Source organism: Streptomyces sp. B21-083 (genome assembly GCF_036898825.1).
Lineage (GTDB): Bacteria > Actinomycetota > Actinomycetes > Streptomycetales > Streptomycetaceae > Streptomyces.
The window spans coordinates 2,582,158-2,599,262 of sequence record NZ_JARUND010000001.1; the positions used below are offsets into that span (position 1 = coordinate 2,582,158).

At 71.7% G+C, this 17,105-nt stretch carries 10 protein-coding genes; 2 read left to right on the forward strand and 8 right to left on the reverse strand.

Translation table 11 applies throughout. The annotated features are described in order from the left end of the window. Positions 1–34: 34 nt before the first annotated feature. The 3 genes from QA861_RS11610 to rpsO form a co-directional block, all read right to left on the reverse strand. Positions 35–1,414 carry a M16 family metallopeptidase gene (locus QA861_RS11610; protein WP_334588267.1) on the reverse strand — a complete coding sequence of 460 codons (1,380 nt, stop codon included), beginning with the start codon at positions 1,412–1,414 and terminating at the stop codon, positions 35–37. Next, the gene (locus QA861_RS11615) at positions 1,411–3,636 is read right to left on the reverse strand and encodes a polyribonucleotide nucleotidyltransferase (protein WP_334588268.1); all 2,226 of its coding nucleotides are present in this window, start codon (positions 3,634–3,636) and stop codon (positions 1,411–1,413) included. The genes QA861_RS11610 and QA861_RS11615 overlap by 4 nt, the downstream gene beginning before the upstream one ends. A gap of 311 nt (positions 3,637–3,947) precedes the next feature. After that, complete coding sequence (rpsO, locus tag QA861_RS11620; RefSeq protein ID WP_006381404.1) at positions 3,948–4,235, reverse strand: 30S ribosomal protein S15; 288 nt, start codon at positions 4,233–4,235, stop codon at positions 3,948–3,950. A gap of 277 nt (positions 4,236–4,512) precedes the next feature. Here rpsO and QA861_RS11625 point away from each other — a divergent pair, with 277 nt between their 5' ends. Beyond that, positions 4,513–4,911: a DUF397 domain-containing protein gene (locus QA861_RS11625; RefSeq protein ID WP_334588269.1), complete on the forward strand. Its 399-nt coding sequence runs from the start codon at positions 4,513–4,515 to the stop codon at positions 4,909–4,911. Positions 4,912–5,400: 489 nt separating this feature from the next. Beyond that, entirely contained in the window at positions 5,401–10,062 is a 4,662-nt protein-coding gene (locus tag QA861_RS11635) for an SCO5717 family growth-regulating ATPase (RefSeq protein ID WP_443041474.1), read from the forward strand. 89 nt (positions 10,063–10,151) lie between these two features. On the opposite strand, the gene QA861_RS11640 is transcribed toward QA861_RS11635, so the two are convergent. From QA861_RS11640 to QA861_RS11660, 5 genes are all read right to left on the reverse strand, one after another. Next, entirely contained in the window at positions 10,152–11,105 is a 954-nt protein-coding gene (locus QA861_RS11640) for a bifunctional riboflavin kinase/FAD synthetase (protein ID WP_334588270.1), read from the reverse strand. A gap of 184 nt (positions 11,106–11,289) precedes the next feature. Next, positions 11,290–15,018 (reverse strand): serine protease, encoded by a 3,729-nt coding sequence (locus QA861_RS11645; RefSeq protein WP_334590521.1) that lies wholly within the window; start codon positions 15,016–15,018, stop codon positions 11,290–11,292. Positions 15,019–15,342: 324 nt separating this feature from the next. Continuing rightward, positions 15,343–16,251, reverse strand: coding sequence for a tRNA pseudouridine(55) synthase TruB (gene truB / locus QA861_RS11650; RefSeq protein WP_334588271.1), 909 nt, complete (start codon positions 16,249–16,251; stop codon positions 15,343–15,345). Further along, positions 16,248–16,691: a 30S ribosome-binding factor RbfA gene (gene rbfA, locus QA861_RS11655; RefSeq protein WP_334588272.1), complete on the reverse strand. Its 444-nt coding sequence runs from the start codon at positions 16,689–16,691 to the stop codon at positions 16,248–16,250. Before rbfA ends, truB begins: the two co-directional genes overlap by 4 nt. Positions 16,692–16,792: 101 nt before the next feature. After that, entirely contained in the window at positions 16,793–17,086 is a 294-nt protein-coding gene (locus tag QA861_RS11660; RefSeq protein WP_044472747.1) for a DUF503 domain-containing protein, read from the reverse strand. Positions 17,087–17,105: the final 19 nt, after the last annotated feature.

Below are 17,105 nucleotides of genomic sequence, written 5' to 3' on the forward strand. Positions count from 1 at the left end.
CGGACGGATAGCGGGTGTGGAGCGGATACGGCTGTCAGGCGACGGCCTCGTGCAGACGCGCGGCCTGCTTGTCCTTGAGCGGGCCGATGACGGCCAGCGACGGGCGCTGTCCCAGGATCTCGCCGGCGACCTCACGGACCATGTCCGGGGTGACCTCGGCGATCCGGGCCAGCATGTCGTCGACGGACATCTGGTCGCCCCAGCACAGTTCGCTCTTGCCGATACGGTTCATCAGCGCGCCCGTGTCCTCCAGGCCGAGGACCGTCGAGCCGCGCAGCTGGCCGATGGCGCGGCCGATCTCCTCGTCGGACAGTCCGTGCTCGGCGACGTGGTCGAGTTCGTCGCGGCAGATCTTCAGCACGTCGTGGACCTGGGAGGGCCGGCAGCCCGCGTACACACCGAAGAGGCCGCAGTCGGCGAACCCTGACGTGTACGAGTACACGCTGTACGCCAGTCCGCGTTTCTCCCGGACCTCCTGGAAGAGGCGCGACGACATTCCGCCGCCGAGGGCGGTGTTGAGCACACCCAGTGCCCAGCGGCGCTCGTCCGTACGGGCCAGGCCCGGCATGCCGAGGACGACATGGGCCTGCTCGGTCTTGCGCCCGAGGAGTTCGACACGGCCGGTCGTACGAAGGCTGCGGCGGCCGTCGCGCGGCGCGATGGGTGTGGCGTCGAGCCGCCCCAGGGCGCCCGCCTTCTCGAAGGCCGCGCGGACCTGGCGTACGACCTTGTTGTGATCGATGTTGCCGGCTGCCGCGACGACGAGGTGGGTCGGGTCGTAGTGCTTCTTGTAGAAGCGGCGGATGCGGTCCGCGGTGAGGGCGTTGACCGTGTCGACCGTGCCGAGGACCGGGCGGCCGAGGGGGGTGTCGCCGAGCATGGTGTGCGCGAACAGGTCGTGCACGCAGTCGCCCGGGTCGTCCTCCGTCATCGCGATCTCTTCGAGGATGGCACCGCGCTCGACGTTGACGTCCTCTTCGAGGATCAGGGAGTCCGTGAGCATGTCACAGACGACGTCGATGGCGAGCGGGAGGTCGGTGTCGAGCACGCGCGCGTAGTAGCACGTGTACTCCTTCGCCGTGAACGCGTTCATCTCGCCGCCGACCGCGTCGATCGCGGAGGAGATGTCCAGCGCCGACCTGCGCGTGGTGCCCTTGAAGAGCAGGTGCTCCAGGTAGTGCGTGGCACCGTTCAGCGCGGGCGTCTCGTCGCGGGAGCCTACGTGGGCCCAGATGCCGAAGGTCGCGGAGCGGACCGACGGCAGGGTTTCGGTGACGATGCGCAGGCCGCCCGGGAGGGTGGTCTTGCGGACCGTGCCGATGCCGTTGGTGCCCTTGATCAGGGTTTGGGTACGGGCGACGGCCCGCGCCTCCGAAGAGGTGCGGGCCGTCGCCTTGGAGCTACGGGACGTCACTTGTCGCCGTCGTCCTTCGTCTCGTCCGAGGAAGCGGTTTCCTCGCCCTCGATCACGGGGATCAGGGACAGCTTGCCGCGGGAGTCGATCTCGGCGATCTCGACCTGGACCTTGGAGCCCACGCCGACCACGTCCTCGACGTTCTCCACGCGCTTGCCGCCGGCGAGCTTGCGGATCTGCGAGATGTGCAGCAGTCCGTCCTTGCCCGGGAGCAGCGACACGAACGCACCGAAGGTCGTCGTCTTCACGACGGTGCCCAGGTAACGCTCGCCGACCTCCGGCATGGTCGGGTTGGCGATCGAGTTGATCGTGGCGCGCGCGGCCTCGGCCTGCGAACCGACCTGGGCACCGATGTAGATGGTGCCGTCGTCCTCGATCGTGATCTCGGCGCCGGTGTCCTCCTGGATCTGGTTGATCATCTTGCCCTTGGGGCCGATGACCTCACCGATCTTGTCCACGGGGATCTTGACGGTGATGATCCGCGGGGCGTTCGGGGACATCTCGTCCGGCGTGTCGATCGCTTCCATCATCACGTCGAGGATGTGGAGGCGGGCGTCACGGGCCTGCTTGAGAGCGGCGGCCAGGACGGAGGCGGGGATGCCGTCCAGCTTGGTGTCGAGCTGGAGGGCGGTCACGAACTCCTTGGTGCCGGCGACCTTGAAGTCCATGTCACCGAAGGCGTCCTCCGCACCGAGGATGTCGGTGAGGGCGACGTAGTGTGTCTCACCCTTGATCTCCTGGGAGATCAGGCCCATGGCGATACCGGCGACGGGGGCCTTCAGCGGCACACCGGCGTTCAGCAGCGACATGGTGGAGGCGCAGACCGAGCCCATGGACGTCGAGCCGTTGGAGCCGAGGGCCTCGGAGACCTGACGGATCGCGTACGGGAAGTCCTCGCGCGACGGCAGGACCGGCACGATCGCGCGCTCGGCGAGCGCGCCGTGGCCGATCTCGCGGCGCTTCGGGGAGCCGACGCGGCCGGTCTCGCCGACGGAGTACGGCGGGAAGTTGTAGTTGTGCATGTAGCGCTTGCGCGTCACCGGGGAAAGGGTGTCGAGCTGCTGCTCCATACGGAGCATGTTGAGGGTGGTGACGCCCAGGATCTGGGTCTCGCCACGCTCGAACAGCGCCGAGCCGTGCACGCGCGGGATCGCCTCGACCTCGGCGGCGAGCGTACGGATGTCCGTGACGCCGCGACCGTCGATGCGGACCTTGTCCTTGATGACGCGCTCACGGACCAGAGCCTTGGTCAGCGAGCGGTACGCGGCGGAGATCTCCTTCTCGCGGCCCTCGAACTGCGGGAGCAGCTTCTCGGCGGCGAGACCCTTGACGCGGTCCAGCTCGGCCTCGCGGTCCTGCTTGCCCGCGATGGTGAGCGCCTGGGAGAGCTCGTCCTTGACGGCCGCGGTGAGCGCCTCGAAGACGTCGTCCTGGTAGTCGAGGAAGACCGGGAAGTCGCCGGTGGGCTTGGCGGCCTTGGCGGCGAGGTCGGCCTGAGCCTTGCAGAGGACCTTGATGAAGGGCTTCGCGGCGTCCAGACCGGCCGCGACGACCTCCTCGGTCGGCGCCTCGGCGCCGCCCGCGATCAGCGTGATGGTCTTCTCGGTGGCCTCGGCCTCGACCATCATGATCGCGACGTCGCCGTCCTCCAGGACGCGACCAGCGACGACCATGTCGAAGACGGCGTCCTCGAGCTCGGTGTGCGTCGGGAACGCGACCCACTGGCCGTTGATCAGCGCGACGCGGACGCCGCCGATCGGGCCGGAGAAGGGCAGACCGGCCAGCTGCGTCGACGCGGACGCGGCGTTGATCGCCACGACGTCGTACAGGTGGTCGGGGTTGAGCGCCATGATCGTGGCGACGACCTGGATCTCGTTGCGCAGGCCCTTCCTGAAGGACGGGCGCAGCGGGCGGTCGATGAGTCGGCAGGTGAGGATCGCGTCCTCGGAGGGCCGACCCTCACGGCGGAAGAAGCTGCCGGGGATCTTGCCGGCGGCGTACTGCCGCTCCTCGACGTCCACCGTGAGGGGGAAGAAGTCGAGCTGGTCCTTGGGCTTCTTGGAGGCGGTGGTCGCCGACAGCACCATGGTGTCGTCGTCCAGGTACGCCACGGCGGAGCCGGCGGCCTGCCTGGCCAGCCGGCCCGTCTCGAAGCGGATGGTGCGGGTGCCGAAGGATCCGTTGTCGATAACGGCCTCGGCGTAGTGGGTCTCGTTCTCCACTAGCGTATTCTCCGATACTTTTTCGTCTTTTGTCCCGTCCTGCCCGTGTGGCAGAGGGACGTGGGGTCGGAGAAGCGCGCCTTCTGGTTGCGGGCCGGTCTTCGATCGAAGCTCCCGGGAGTCGGTTCCCGGGGGCCACTACCGAGGACCGGCGGCGGCGAGGTGCACTTCTCCTCGTGTCCTGCGTGGGTGCTGCTTTTGGGTCCTGAGTATTGCGTTGTGCTACCACACTACAAAGAGGTGGTGACACTCCGCACGTACAGCAAAGGGAGCGGCCCCCTAATAGTGGGAACCGCTCCCTCCACGGCGTCTTACTTGGCGCCCGCCGCACCGCGGCGGATGCCGAGGCGGTCGACCAGCGCACGGAAGCGCTGGATGTCCTTCTTGGCCAAGTACTGGAGAAGGCGGCGACGCTGACCGACGAGGATCAGCAGACCACGACGGGAGTGGTGGTCGTGCTTGTGCGTCTTGAGGTGCTCGGTCAGGTCCGAGATACGGCGCGAGAGCATCGCGACCTGCACCTCGGGGGAACCGGTGTCGCCCTCCTTGGTACCGAACTCGGTGATGAGCTGCTTCTTCACTGCGGCGTCGAGCGACACGTGTACTCCTCGTAAGTCTCTGTAGAGCCACCGAGCGCCCCTGGTCCACATCTCAGGGGATCTTCTGTTACTCGGGAGGCGGGAATCCGCTGCGCGCGGCCTCCGGGGTGAGTGACTCCAGGGGTGCGTACACAAACGGCCGTCGCCCAGGATACCAGCAGGCAGCGGCCGCCTTCACCGCATGTGCAAACAGCCCGGACGGGACGGACTCGGCCACTAGGGTGAGAGCACAGATCGTAGTTGTCGTATCACTTACGTCGGAAGGGGTCGCTTCGCCATGGCGGAGGCACAGGGCGCACCGGGCTCGCAGGATGAGGACGTCAAGGCGCGCAAGGAGCGGGAGCGGGACGAGCTGTACTCCCTCGACATCTCGGGCGTCGAGTGGCACGGCGCCCCGGGCACCGAGGAGCACGAGGAGCGGGTCGAGATCGCCTATCTCCCCGAGGGCGCGGTGGGCATGCGGTCGTCCCTGGACCATGACACCGTCCTCCGTTACACGGAGGCGGAGTGGACGGCCTTCGTCCTCGGGGCACGCGACGGGGAGTTCGATCTGGAGCCGACGGAGCTCAATGGCGGGCTCGCGGCGGCGGAGGCCGCGCCTTCGGACTCAGGTTCGAGTTCGGGTGCGGACGGCGGCGCGGGCGCGAGTACGGATTCGGGTGGGGACGTGGAGTAGTTCGCTCAGTCGTCCTGAGTGAGGTATCGCAGGGGCGGGGCCGGTGCAGTGCGCCGGTCCCGCCCCTTTTTTTCTTGTGCTTTTCCGCGAAGTCCGTTGTCAGAGGGGCCGCCTACTATGCATGTGAGGTTATGGCGCCGGTGGGACAGATGTCGTAGCGGTCCTGTCAACTCTCTTGCCGGAGACGGCGGTTCGAGTCCGGACGGGGTCGGTACCGGTCAGGCTGTGACGTAATGGACGGTCACTGAGGGGTGGACGGGCCTGCCGGGTCAGGGGTCGTGGTGATTAGGCTGGGAGTGGCGCGACGCCAGAACCCGTGGACCGGGCGCCGGCGTACCGGGGGGAAGCCGGGCAGATCGGACGACCTCCAACGTCCGCCGCCGGACGACGTGGACACGATCCACGGGCCCGGCTTCGGACGAGACGAATACAGACGAGAAATGGTCGCCCAGCACGGCACGAGGGTGCTCGACCACACCAGGAGGAATTGTGAACAGCGATCCGGACGGGATCCGCGGGGGCTGGGTCACACCCGGCGACGACCAGTCCGACGCGGAGTCCGCCAGCGAGATGACGGGCGAGTTCACCATCGATTACGCGACGCCTGCCTGGTACACGCAGAACGCGTCGGGAGGGTCCGGGGCTTCGGGGGACGAGGCGAGCGCCGAATCGGATGCCCAGTCGAGTGCCGAGTCGGCCGATGACGCGGATGCGACTGTTGACGGTCCTTCGGGTGTCGGGGCGGAGGGTTCCGTACCTGGTTCCACTCCTGCTGTTGCTCCCCCTCCCACAGGTGCTGTGGCTGTGCCCCAGCTGCCGGTAGGCGGTGGGTTCCAGCCTGCGGCGCCACAGGGTGGAGCTCCGGGTGGGCCCGCGAGCCCCACGGCGGTCCCCAGCTTCCCTGCGGGCGGATTCCCGACCCAGTGGACCCCTCCGGTGCCGCCGGCCCCTCCGGCTCCGCCGGCCGACCACGGTGACCTGGAGAGCGGCTCGACGATGCGGATCTCCCCTGCCGCCGCGCGGCGCGAGTCCGCGGAGCGGGCCGCTGCCGGGGCGCCTCAGGAGCCAGCGGTCGCGGCTGAGGGCGACGATGAGTCCGGTCACTCCGGCCAGTTCGCGGGGAGCGTCCCTGAGTCCGTGGATGACCTGGCCGAGCCCGTCGCCGAGACCGAGGTCGTCGCGGATGCGGCGGAATCCGAGGGCGACGGCGAGGGCGACGAGGGTACGGATGTCGGCGAGGCCACCGAAGAGGTGAGCGGCGCCGTTCCCCAGCCCTTGGAGAACGAGTCCCAGGATCAGGACGACACCGAGCACGCCGTACCGCCGCAGGCCGTCGAGCCCGCGGACGCGGCCGGGGACACGCACACCGAGGCCCAGGACGCCGAGCCCGTCGGCGCGACGTCGGTCGCCGTGGAGCCTGAGGTGTCTGTAGCCACGGAGCCTGTGGACGCCGAGCCCGAGGCTGCCGAGGTCACCGACGCCGAGCCCGAGGAGGCGGAGCGCGAGGCTGCCGCCGAGTCCGAGTCCGAGCAGGCGGATGCCGAGGTCGGCACCGAATCCGAGGACGCGGTGCCGATGGCGGTGGCGGACGCTGTCGATGACGTACGGGACTCCGCACCGGTCACCCCCGCACGGGACTCGGTGCCCAGCGCACCGTTCAACATGCCCCCGCTTCCGGAGGGCGCGCCCGGGACCGTGCCGCCCTCGTGGGCTCCCTCGTCGACATCTCAGGGCGGTTTGCCGCCGCTGCCTCCGTCGTTCCAGCCGGCCGCACCCGCTCCGGCGGGACAGTGGCCCGCGCAGCCGCACGCTCAGCCGCCGGCGCAGCCGGAAGCCGCTCCTGTTCAGCCCCAGGCCGCGTCGGCACCGGGCCGACCTCAGCCTCCGGCCGTTCCGGGCCAGCAGCCGCCCGTGCCGTCGCCGCAGCCCCCGTTCCAGCCGCAGGCCCCGCACCCCGCGCCCGCCGCATGGAACGCTCCCCCGCAGGCACCGGCTCCTGCCACCCCGCAGGCGGGGTACGGATTCCCGCCTCCGCACCCGACAGCCCCGCCCGCCGGCCACGGATTCCCGCCGCAGGCAACTCCGGCCGCTCGCACGGGCCCCAACGCCCAGGCAGGGTACGGATTCCCGCCCCCGGCCCCGACCGCCCCGGGTGGCTACGGCTTCCCCCGGCCGGACGCACCTACCGCGAACCCGGCGGGCCCCGACGCGCAGGGTGGGCATGCGTTCCCCCAGCCGGGAGCACAGGTCCCGAACCCGCCAGGCCCAGGCGCGCAAGGGGGCCACGGCTTCGCCCAGCCGGGCACACCCGTCCCGAACCCGACGAGCCCAGCCGCCCAAGCCGGGCACGGCTTCCCCACCCCAACGGCTCCCGCCCCAGCCCCAGGCAGCTACGGCTTCCCTCAACCAGCCGCACCCACCCCGAACCCGACGAGCCCAGCCGCCCAAGCCGGGCACGGCTTCCCCACCCCAACGGCTCCCGCCCCAGCCCCGGGCAGCTACGGCTTCCCTCAACCAGCCGCACCCACCCCGAACCCGACGAGCCCAGCCGCCCAAGCCGGGCAGGCCTTCCCCACCCCAACGGCTCCCGCCCCAGCCCCAGGCAGCTACGGCTTCCCTCAACCAGCCGCACCCACCCCGAACCCGACGAGCCCAGGCGCCCAGGCCGGCTACGGATTCCCGCCCCCCGGCAACCCGTCCCCAGCCCCGAGGACCCCTGCCCCCACGCCGGAAGCCTCGCCCGTCGGATACGGCTTCCCGCACCCGGCAGCGCCGGCCGCCGACCCGGCTGAGGCGGCGGCACCCCCGGCTCCGCGCCCGCCGGGCGACTACGACGCCCCCCAGCCGGGCGCGCCCGTCCCGAACCCGGCCGGCCCCATCGCGCATGGCGGACACGGATTCCCAACCCCGGGAACTCCCGCCCCTGCCCCGAACGCTCCGAGCGGTTACGGATTCCCTCACCCGGGTACACCCGCCCCGAACCCGGCAAGCCCCAACGCCCAGGGCGGGCACGGATTCCCCACGGCTCCCGCCCCTGCCCCGAACCCGGCCGACCCAGGCGCCCAAGCCGGCTATGGATTCCCGCCCCCCGGCATCCCGGCCCCCGCGTCAGCCACGGACCCGGCCGAGGTCGCGCAGAGCGGCCCCGTGGCCGCCCCGAACGCCTCTCCCGCCGGATACGGCTTCCCGCAGCCCGCGGTACCGGCCCCCGGCCCGGCGGCTCCCGCATCCACAGCTCCTCGCCCTCAGGGCGACTACACCTTCCCCCAGCCGGGCGCACCCACCCCGGACCCGGCCGGCCCAGGCGCCCAAGCCGGGTACGGATTCCCGCCCACCGGCAGCCCAGCCCCCAGCGCCCCTGCCCCCACGCCCGACGCCTCGCCCGCCGGATACGGCAACCAGGGCCAAAGCACCCCCGGTTTCCCCCAGCCGGCTGGCCCGTCTGCGGCTCCCACTTCCCCGGCTCCGGCACCCGTCGGCAACGCCGGGCCCCCGCCCCCCGCCCCGGCGTCCGACCCCCAGGACGGGTACGGCTTCCCGCCGCCCGCCGGTTCCCCCGTGCCTCCGCAGCCCGGGTACGGGTTCCCGTACCCGGGGCAGCCCGCCACGCCCGGCGGGTACGGGTTCCCCTTCCCGCAGGCGTCCCCGCAGCAGGCGCCGACGCGGCCTCAGGTCCCTCAGCAGCCCGAGGCGCCCCACCCGCAGGCCGGGCCTCAGCCCCCGCATGTGCCGGGGCAGGTCCCGGGTGCCGTGCCGGCGTCGCCGCCGCAGCCGACGTACGACCGGCCCATGCCCGGCCCGGAGGGCGGCGTGCCCGGGGTTCCGCAGGCCGCGCCGCAGCCGCCCGTGGATCCGCGTACCGGGGCCGCCTGGCCGCAGGCCATCCAGCACGACCAGCGGCAGATGACCAACCCCGGTGCCGCCCCGCTCGGTTACACCGCGGCCGTCGAGCTGTCCTCGGACCGGCTGCTCAACAACAAGAAGCAGAAGGCGAAGAGCGGCCGGCCCGCGGCAGCGCCCTCCCGGTTCAAGATCGGCGGGAAGAAGGAGGAGGCCGAGCGGCAGCGCAAGCTCGAACTCATCCGTACGCCGGTGCTGTCCTGCTATCGCATCGCCGTCATCAGCCTCAAGGGCGGTGTCGGCAAGACCACCACGACCACCGCGCTCGGCTCGACCCTGGCCACCGAGCGGCAGGACAAGATCCTCGCCATCGACGCCAACCCGGACGCCGGCACGCTCGGCCGTCGTGTGCGGCGCGAGACCGGGGCCACCATCCGTGACCTCGTCCAGGCGATCCCGTACCTCAACTCGTACATGGACATCCGGCGGTTCACGTCCCAGGCGCCGTCCGGACTGGAGATCATCGCCAACGACGTCGACCCGGCCGTCTCCACCGCGTTCAACGACGAGGACTACCGGCGCGCGCTCGACGTGCTGGGCAAGCAGTACCCGGTCATCCTGACCGACTCCGGTACGGGTCTGCTCTACAGCGCCATGCGCGGTGTGCTCGATCTCGCCGATCAGCTGATCATCATCTCGACGCCGTCCGTCGACGGTGCGAGCAGCGCCAGTACGACGCTGGACTGGCTGTCCGCGCACGGGTACGCGGATCTGGTCTCGCGGTCGCTCACCGTCATCTCGGGTGTGCGCGAGACCGGCAAGATGATCAAGGTGGAGGACATCGTCTCCCACTTCGAGACGCGCTGCCGGGGAGTCATCACCGTGCCCTTCGACGAGCATCTCGCCGCCGGCGCCGAGGTCGACCTCGACATGATGCGGCCCAAGGTGCGCGAGGCCTACTTCAACCTCGCGGCCCTGGTCGCCGAGGACTTCGTACGGCACCAGCAGATGCACGGACTGTGGACGTCGGACGGCAACCCGCCCCCGGTCGCGGCCCCGCCGATGCCGGGACACCAGCAGCAGATTCCGGGGCAGCCGGTGCAGGGTCAGCCGTACCCGGCGGCCCCGCCGGCTCCGGGACAGGGCCAGCAGTACCCGCCGCCGGGCCAGCCTGGGCAGTACCCGCCGCCGCCCCAGCCCGGTCAGCCGTACCCGCAGCAGCAGCCGCCGTACGGCTATCCGCCGCAGCCGGGGCAGCCCTACCAGCCGCCTCAGCAGCAGCCTCCGCAGCCCGGTTACCCGCAGCAGTAGGCGGTGAGCAGAGAAGGCGGCCGGTGCCCTCGGGCACCGGCCGCCTTCTCTTGTACCTGTACTTATGTGCCTGTGTGGCTACTACCAGTTCAGTGCTGTTCCGCCGCCGCGATCAGCTCGCGGCACTTCTTCACGTCCTCGGACATCTGGACGAGCAGTGCGTCCAGCGAGTCGAACTTGGCCTGGCCCCGTACGAACGCCAGGAAGTCGACGGCGACGTGCAGGCCGTACAGATCGAGGCCCACGCGGTCGATGGCGTACGCCTCCACCGTCCGTTCCGTGCCGTCGAACTGCGGGTTGGTGCCGACGGAGATCGCGGCCGGCATCTCCTCGCCGTCCGCGTGCAGCCAGCCCGCGTAGACACCGTCGGCCGGGATCGCGGTGTGGGGCAGCGTCTCGACGTTGGCGGTGGGGAAGCCCAGTTCACGCCCTCGCTGTGCGCCTCGGACCACGACGCCCTCCACGCGGTGCGGGCGGCCGAGGATCTCGCCGGCGCCCTCCACGTCACCCTCGCCGACCAGGCGACGCGTCAGCGTGGACGAGAACGGTTCGCCGCCGCCCGCCTCGCCCGACACGTACAGGTCGACGACCTCGACCTCGAAGTCGTAGGTGCGGCCGAGTTCGGTCAGGAACTCCACGTTGCCGGCCGCCTTGTGGCCGAAACGGAAGTTCGGACCCTCGACGACCGCCCGGGCGTGCAGCTTGTCGACCAGGACCTTGACCACGAAGTCGGCCGGGGAGAGCTTCGAGAACTCCTTGGTGAAGGGGAGGATGAGAACGGCGTCGACACCCAGCTCGGCCATCAGTTCGGCGCGGCGGTGGTGCGGGGCCAGCAGCGGCGGGTGGCTGCCCGGCCGCAGGACCTCGCTGGGGTGCGGGTCGAACGTGACGGCGACCGTGGGAACGCCCAGCTCACGGGCGCGCGCCACGGCATGCCGGACGATCAGCTGGTGCCCGCGGTGGACTCCGTCGTAGGAGCCGATGGTGACGACGCTGCGTCCCCAGTCCTCGGGGATGTCCTCCAAGCCACGCCAGCGCTGCACTGTGACCGCTCCTCGTCGAACCCGTGTCCGTGTCTGCCTCTTACGCAGGCCTTCTTACGCAGGTCTAAGGGTGCCATGCCGAACGCGCCCCGTTCGCATCGGCATGGAGGCTGTGACGGGGCGCACGTGACCGATTGTCGACTGTCGCCGCAGACATCGCTTCTGACGTCGCTCCAGATGACGTCTATGCGGAGACCCGTACGCCCGCCAGGTTCTCGATCATGCGGCGGGTGCTGGGGCCTACCACGGTCGCCCACTCCCCGGGAGTGTCGGCCAGCCAGCCCGCCAGCGACACCGCGAATCCGGGTACCCGCCTGCCCAGTTCGACCAGGACACGGTCAAAACGCGTCGCACCCTCCGGAGTGCGCACGAGGAGCAGCCCGCAGCGGTGGACCAGGCCCCGGGTGCGCAGCTCTCCGTGGGAGGCCGCGTCCTGCACGGTGGCCCGGAGCAGGGCGTCGAGGACGGTGGGGTCGTGCTCCCTGGCCAGGAGGGTTTCGAGGAGTTCGTGGCGGAAGGGGCGGGAGACGGGGGCCCCGGGCGCGGCCAGCACGGTCGCGAGGGCCGCGCGTACCGGTGCCGGGCGGTCGTCGAGGAGACCGGTGACCAGGGGGAGGAGCACGGGCCGGACGGTGGGGCCGTGGTCCAGGCGCCGGTCCACGAACGCGGCCATGTGCCCGGCGGTCCCCGGGTGCCGTTCCACCGCCTCCCGGACGAGGGCGGCGACCCGGCGGGCCGAGGCGGGGGACGTGACGTCGGCGAGGGTGCGCAGGGTGTCGCCCGCCTCCGGGCCGAGCAGCCTGGCCCGGAACGCGTCGAGGACAGGCTCGGGATGGGTCGCGAGGGCGGCGACCAGAGCGCTCGGCGGGAGGTGCGGATCGCCGGCCGTGAAGTGCCGCAGTGCCTGCGGGAGATGGCGGGCGCGGCTGAGTGGGTCTCGCACGAGGAGGGCGAGCGCCCCGCCGTGCAGGGTGCGGTCGGTGGGGCGGGCGAGCAGGGCGAGGGCCGCGGAGCGCAGCAGATCGCGGTCGGCCTCCGTACGCACCTGGGGTGCGACGCGCGGTCCGTACGCCACCGCCGCGACCCGCCGGGCCGGCCGCTCGTCGTGCGCCCACCGGACCACGGCCCGGCACACGGCGGACGGCTCCTCCTCGGCGAGCACGGCGAGGAGTTCGTCCCCACGCCGGTGAGCGCTGTCGACGAGCACTTCGATCAGGCCGTCCAGGGCCCGGTGGCGATGGGTGTGGAGCAGCACCTGTGCGGCGGTGGCCACGGTCGCGTCCGGCGTCGCGGGCAGCGGACGGTCGTCGTCGAACCAGCGGGCGAGGAGCGGTTGTACGGCGGTGGGGTCGGCGGCGAGCAGCTGGGCGACGGCGTCCAGGTAGCGGGGCTGGTCGGACCGGCCCGGAGGTTCGTCACCGACGACGAGTTTGCGCAGCAGATCGAAACGGGCGACTTCGGGGAGGTGGAGCGCGGTCCAGAAGGAGGGCCCCAACTCCGGCGGCACCGCCCGGTTCTGCCGGCGGAGTCCCACGATGTGGTCGGCGAGGAGGCGCAGGACGTGCGTGTACGGGGTCGCGTCGGGGACGTGCTGGAGTACGTCGGTGAGGAGGTGGGTCGCCCACCAGGTGGAGGCCGACGGGCGGGGGGCGGCCCCCGACCCGGGGTCCAGTGCCTGCACCAACTCCGTCAGGCGGGACGCCAGTTCGGGGGTGCCCTGCTGGCGGGCGAGGAGCAGCAGCGACTGGACCACGGGTCCGATGCGGTGGTGCGGTACGGGGACGAGGGCCGTGTCCCCGGCGTTCTCCGGGCGGCGCCGGTGGACCAGGGCGTGCAGCGCCTCGTCCACGTCCAGGTGCGCGCCCTGGATCCAGTCGGCGAGTTCCTCGTGGGCGAAGCGGTAGCCGGTGCCGGCGGGGACGAGGAGGCCCTCGGTGAGGACGGCGGAGGCCCAGCCCGTGCCGCCGCCCAGACGGGCCGGGGCGGGGCCCCAGGGGAACACCGACTCGAAGGACGCGCGGTCCAACTCGCCTTGTCCCGGGCCCAGACTGCGGCGGGCCGCCTCGTGGACCTGGCCCGAGACCTTGGCGGCAAGGCGGCGTACGGGGGTGCCTCGCAGGCCGTTCTGAGCGGCGAGGCGGACGGCGATGCGGAGGCACATCAGGTCGAGGTAGGCGGTGAAGACGGCGTGGCGGTCGAGGCGGGGGGTGGGGGTGCTGGGGGCGTCGAGGAGCGCGGGGAGGGCTGCGCGCACCTCGGAGAGCAGTCGGAGGGTGAGGGGGTGGCGGGCGTCCTGGGGGGTGAGGGCGGTGGGCGGGATCGCGTAGCGGGACTGGGCCTGGCGGGCTTCGGCTTCGGTGAGGTCGGTGAGGAGGAGGTGGTACGGGGAGTGGGGTGCTCGTCGGGGGTTTTCGCCCCCGCCGCCCCTACCCGTCCCATCCCTGGGGGCTGCGCCCCCAGACCCCCCTTCGGCCTGAACGGCCTCGTCCTCAAACGTGGGACGGGCTGAAATGGCCGGCCTCGGGCTGGATACATGCGGCGGGAAAGGCATCCGGGCCGCGCCCCCTGTCTGCTCCCAGTACTCCGGGCGGCAGGCCGTCACCAGGCGGGCGTTTGTCTCCTGGAGCCAGTTCTCCGTTGCCCTCGTCCAGTCCTGGGCGCGGTGGGCCAGGAGTGGGGGCATCTCCTCGGGGCCGTCGAGGAGGAGCAGAAGAGGGCGGCCCGACGTGTGGGCGAGGCGGGCCAGTCGTTCCGGGGTGATGTCGCCCAGGTCCGCGTCGCGCCCGCCCGACGCGGCCACGATCCGGCCGGCCCGGTCCAGCGCGCGGCGGGCCGCGTCCGCCACCGAGGTGTCCTCGTCGCGCAGGTCGGCGCCGCGCAGCCACAGGGTGGGGGCCGGATCCGGGTCCCGGTGGCGGCGAGCGGCGAGGGCCGCGAGTTCCGTCGTACGGCCGCTGCCCGGGGCCCCGACCAGGCCGAGAACGACGGCCGGGCTCTCCCCCTCGGCGGTGAAGGCCTTCAACTCCCTTGCCAGTTCCGCCCGTTCGACCGGTTCGACCATGCCCGCGTCCACGCCGCCCGTGGCACGGCCCACGAAGCCCGCCAGCGCGCCCGGTGGTCCGTCCGAGCCCACCGAGGTGGCCGTCAGTTCCAGGACGCCCGCGAGATTGAGGTCGGCGCCGTAGGCGGGCACCGTCGCCGCGTTGCGGGCCAGGAGTTCGGTGAGCGGGCCTGGGCTGTCCGCGAGCCGGCCGCGCATGGGGAGTGCGAAACCGGCAGCGCGGTGTCCGGCCGGTTCTCCCTGCCCGTCCAGGGGCTGCGGGAGCAGGGCGGTGCCCAGGACCCCCAGCACCGCTCCCGTCGTACGGTCGAGCACCGGCCCCCCGGCCGCGCCGCCGCCCAGCCGCAACGCGTCGCTGCCTGCCGTGCCGATCGCCAGCTCAAGGGCGTCGGGGAGGAGATGGAAGCGGTCCGCGGCCGTGTACGTGACGTCGGTCGTGCCGAGCACGCGCGCCTCGCGCCAGCCTCCCGCCGCGATCCGTACATACGTGCCCGTCGCGACGCGGATCCGCGCGGAGACGGGAACCGGGGCCACGCCCAGGCCTTCGGTGTGCACGAGGGCCAGCCCGAGGTGCGGAAGGGGGGTCACGGCATCCGCCGCCGACACCACACACGTACGGTCTGCCGCGCCGTGCACGACCAGCCGGGCCAGGCCGTCGACCGCCTCATGGCTGGTGATCAGCGTGCCGTGGTGGTCGGCGACGAAGCCCATGCCTCGCGGACGTCCAGCCAGGTCGCACACACGCACGAGCCACTCGTCGGCAGCTTCGGCAGCGGCCTCGCCGTCCCGCGCTTCTCGCGCACCGGCCGACGGCCGACGGCCGCCCCCGGCGCGCGGGCCCCGTCCCGCCATCGTCGTCCTCCCCGTCATGCGCGCGAGCCTGCGTACGCACGCGTCTACTACAACGGTAGGCATCCGATGATCAGCCGGACAGGGCGTGCGGCGAACGCGCCCCCTTCCGCCCCCTCGGTTCACTCCGAGCGCCTGCCCGGACGGGTGAATGAACCGCGAGGGATGGATACACCTTGGGTGGGGGAACCGAGGGGGGAACCGTGGAGCGGCGGGAACGTGTCCCCGTGATCGCCGCTCCACGGCTCGGCACCACTCCTCGGCACCACTCCTCAGCTCACACCCGGGTGAGCGAGCGAGGCCGGCGGTCTCGGCTCGGCCGCGGTCTCAGACGAAGACCGCGAGGCTCTTCGCCTTGCCCTTCTCCTCCTCCACCAGGGCGAGGAACTGCCCGGCGGGGTCGAAGACGGCCACCGCGCCGACGCCCGTGTACTCCTCGGGCATCTCGAGCCGTACACCGTTCGTCAGCAGGCGCGCCCGCCGCTCGTCCACGTCCCAGCGCGGGAACGCGGCGGTGGCCGCCTCGGCGATCGGCATCACCGTCAGCTCCTGCTGCAACTGGTCGAGCGTCCGGGCGGCGTCCAGCTTGTACGGGCCCACCCGCGTCCGGCGCAGCGCGGTGAGGTGACCGCCGACCCCGAGGTCGGCGCCCAGGTCCCGGGCCAGCGCACGGATGTACGTACCGGAGGAGCACACCACCGACACGACCAGGTCGACCACGGGGGTGCCGTCGGCCGCGACCGCCTCCCGGACGTCGTACACAGCGAAGGAGGAGACCGTGACCGGGCGGGCCGGGATCTCGAACTCCTCGCCCTCACGGGCCCGTTTGTAGGAGCGCACGCCGTCGATCTTGATGGCGCTGACCTTGGACGGCACCTGCATGATGCGGCCGGTCAGCTTGGCGACGCCGGCGTCGACGGCCTCGCGGGTGACCGCGGAGGCGTCGGTGGAGGAGATGATCTCCCCCTCGGCGTCGTCCGTGAGCGTGTTCTGTCCGAGGCGGACCGTGCCCACGTACTCCTTCTCGGTCAGCGCGAGGTGGCCGAGGAGCTTGGTCGCCCGCTCCACCCCGAGGACGAGTACGCCCGTGGCCATGGGGTCGAGGGTGCCGGCGTGTCCGACGCGGCGGGTCCTGGCGATCCCGCGCATCTTGGCCACCACGTCGTGCGAAGTGAAGCCCGACGGCTTGTCGACAATGACAAGTCCGTCGGGCGTCCTGGTGTTCTTCTGCGTCATTCGGCGGTGTCGTCCTCGTCGTCAGGCTTCTTGTACGGGTCCGCGTCACCGGCGAACGCGGCGCCCGCGGACGCCTGGCGCACCTGCTCGTCGGAGGCACGGGCCTTGTCGAGGAGGTCCTCGATCTTCTTGGAGGTGTCCGGGAGCGCGTCCGCGACGAAGGTCAGGGTCGGCGTGAACTTCACGCCCGCGGCCTGGCCGACCGCGGAGCGCAGCACGCCCTTGGCGCTCTCCAGGCCGGCGGCTGCTGCCGCCCGCTCCTCGTCGCCCCCGTACACCGTGTAGAAGACGGTCGCCTCCCGGAGGTCCCCGGTGACCCGGGTGTCCGTGATGGTGACGTTGGTGCCGAGCCGCGGGTCCTTGATCCCGCGCAGCAGCTTCTTGGCCACCACCTCTCGGATGAGGTCAGCCAACCTCTTCGCCCGCGCGTTGTCGGCCACTGGTGTGTCTCCCGTTCTTCCTGTTCAGCGTCTTCCGCGGTTCTGCGTTTCGCGTACCCGCAGGCCGTTCGTCTGTGCGTCTGTTCGGCCGGTCATCGGCGTCAGTCGTCGTCGCCGTGGAGGCGCCGTCGTACGGACAGCAGTTCCACCTCGGGACGACCGGCGACCAGCCGCTCGCACTGGTCCAGCACATCGGTGATGTGCCCCACGTCCCCGGCCACCACCGCCAGGCCGATGCCGGCTCTGCGATGCAGGTCCAGGTGTTCGACCTCGGCCGCGCTCACCGCGTACTTGCGCTGGAGCTCGGCGACGATCGGACGGACGACGGAGCGCTTCTCCTTCAGCGAGCGTACGTCGCCGAGCAGGAGGTCGAAGGACAGAGTCCCCACGTACATGTGTGTATCCGGATGTCCC

Coding starts and splice junctions, on each gene's coding strand:
- QA861_RS11625 (WP_334588269.1), top strand. CDS start 4,513: ATGGCGGAGGCACAGGGCGCACCGGGCTCGCAGGATGAGGACGTCAAG.
- QA861_RS11645 (WP_334590521.1), bottom strand. CDS start 15,018: ATGGCGGGACGGGGCCCGCGCGCCGGGGGCGGCCGTCGGCCGTCGGCC.
- truB (WP_334588271.1), bottom strand. CDS start 16,251: ATGACGCAGAAGAACACCAGGACGCCCGACGGACTTGTCATTGTCGAC.
- QA861_RS11660 (WP_044472747.1), bottom strand. CDS start 17,086: ATGTACGTGGGGACTCTGTCCTTCGACCTCCTGCTCGGCGACGTACGC.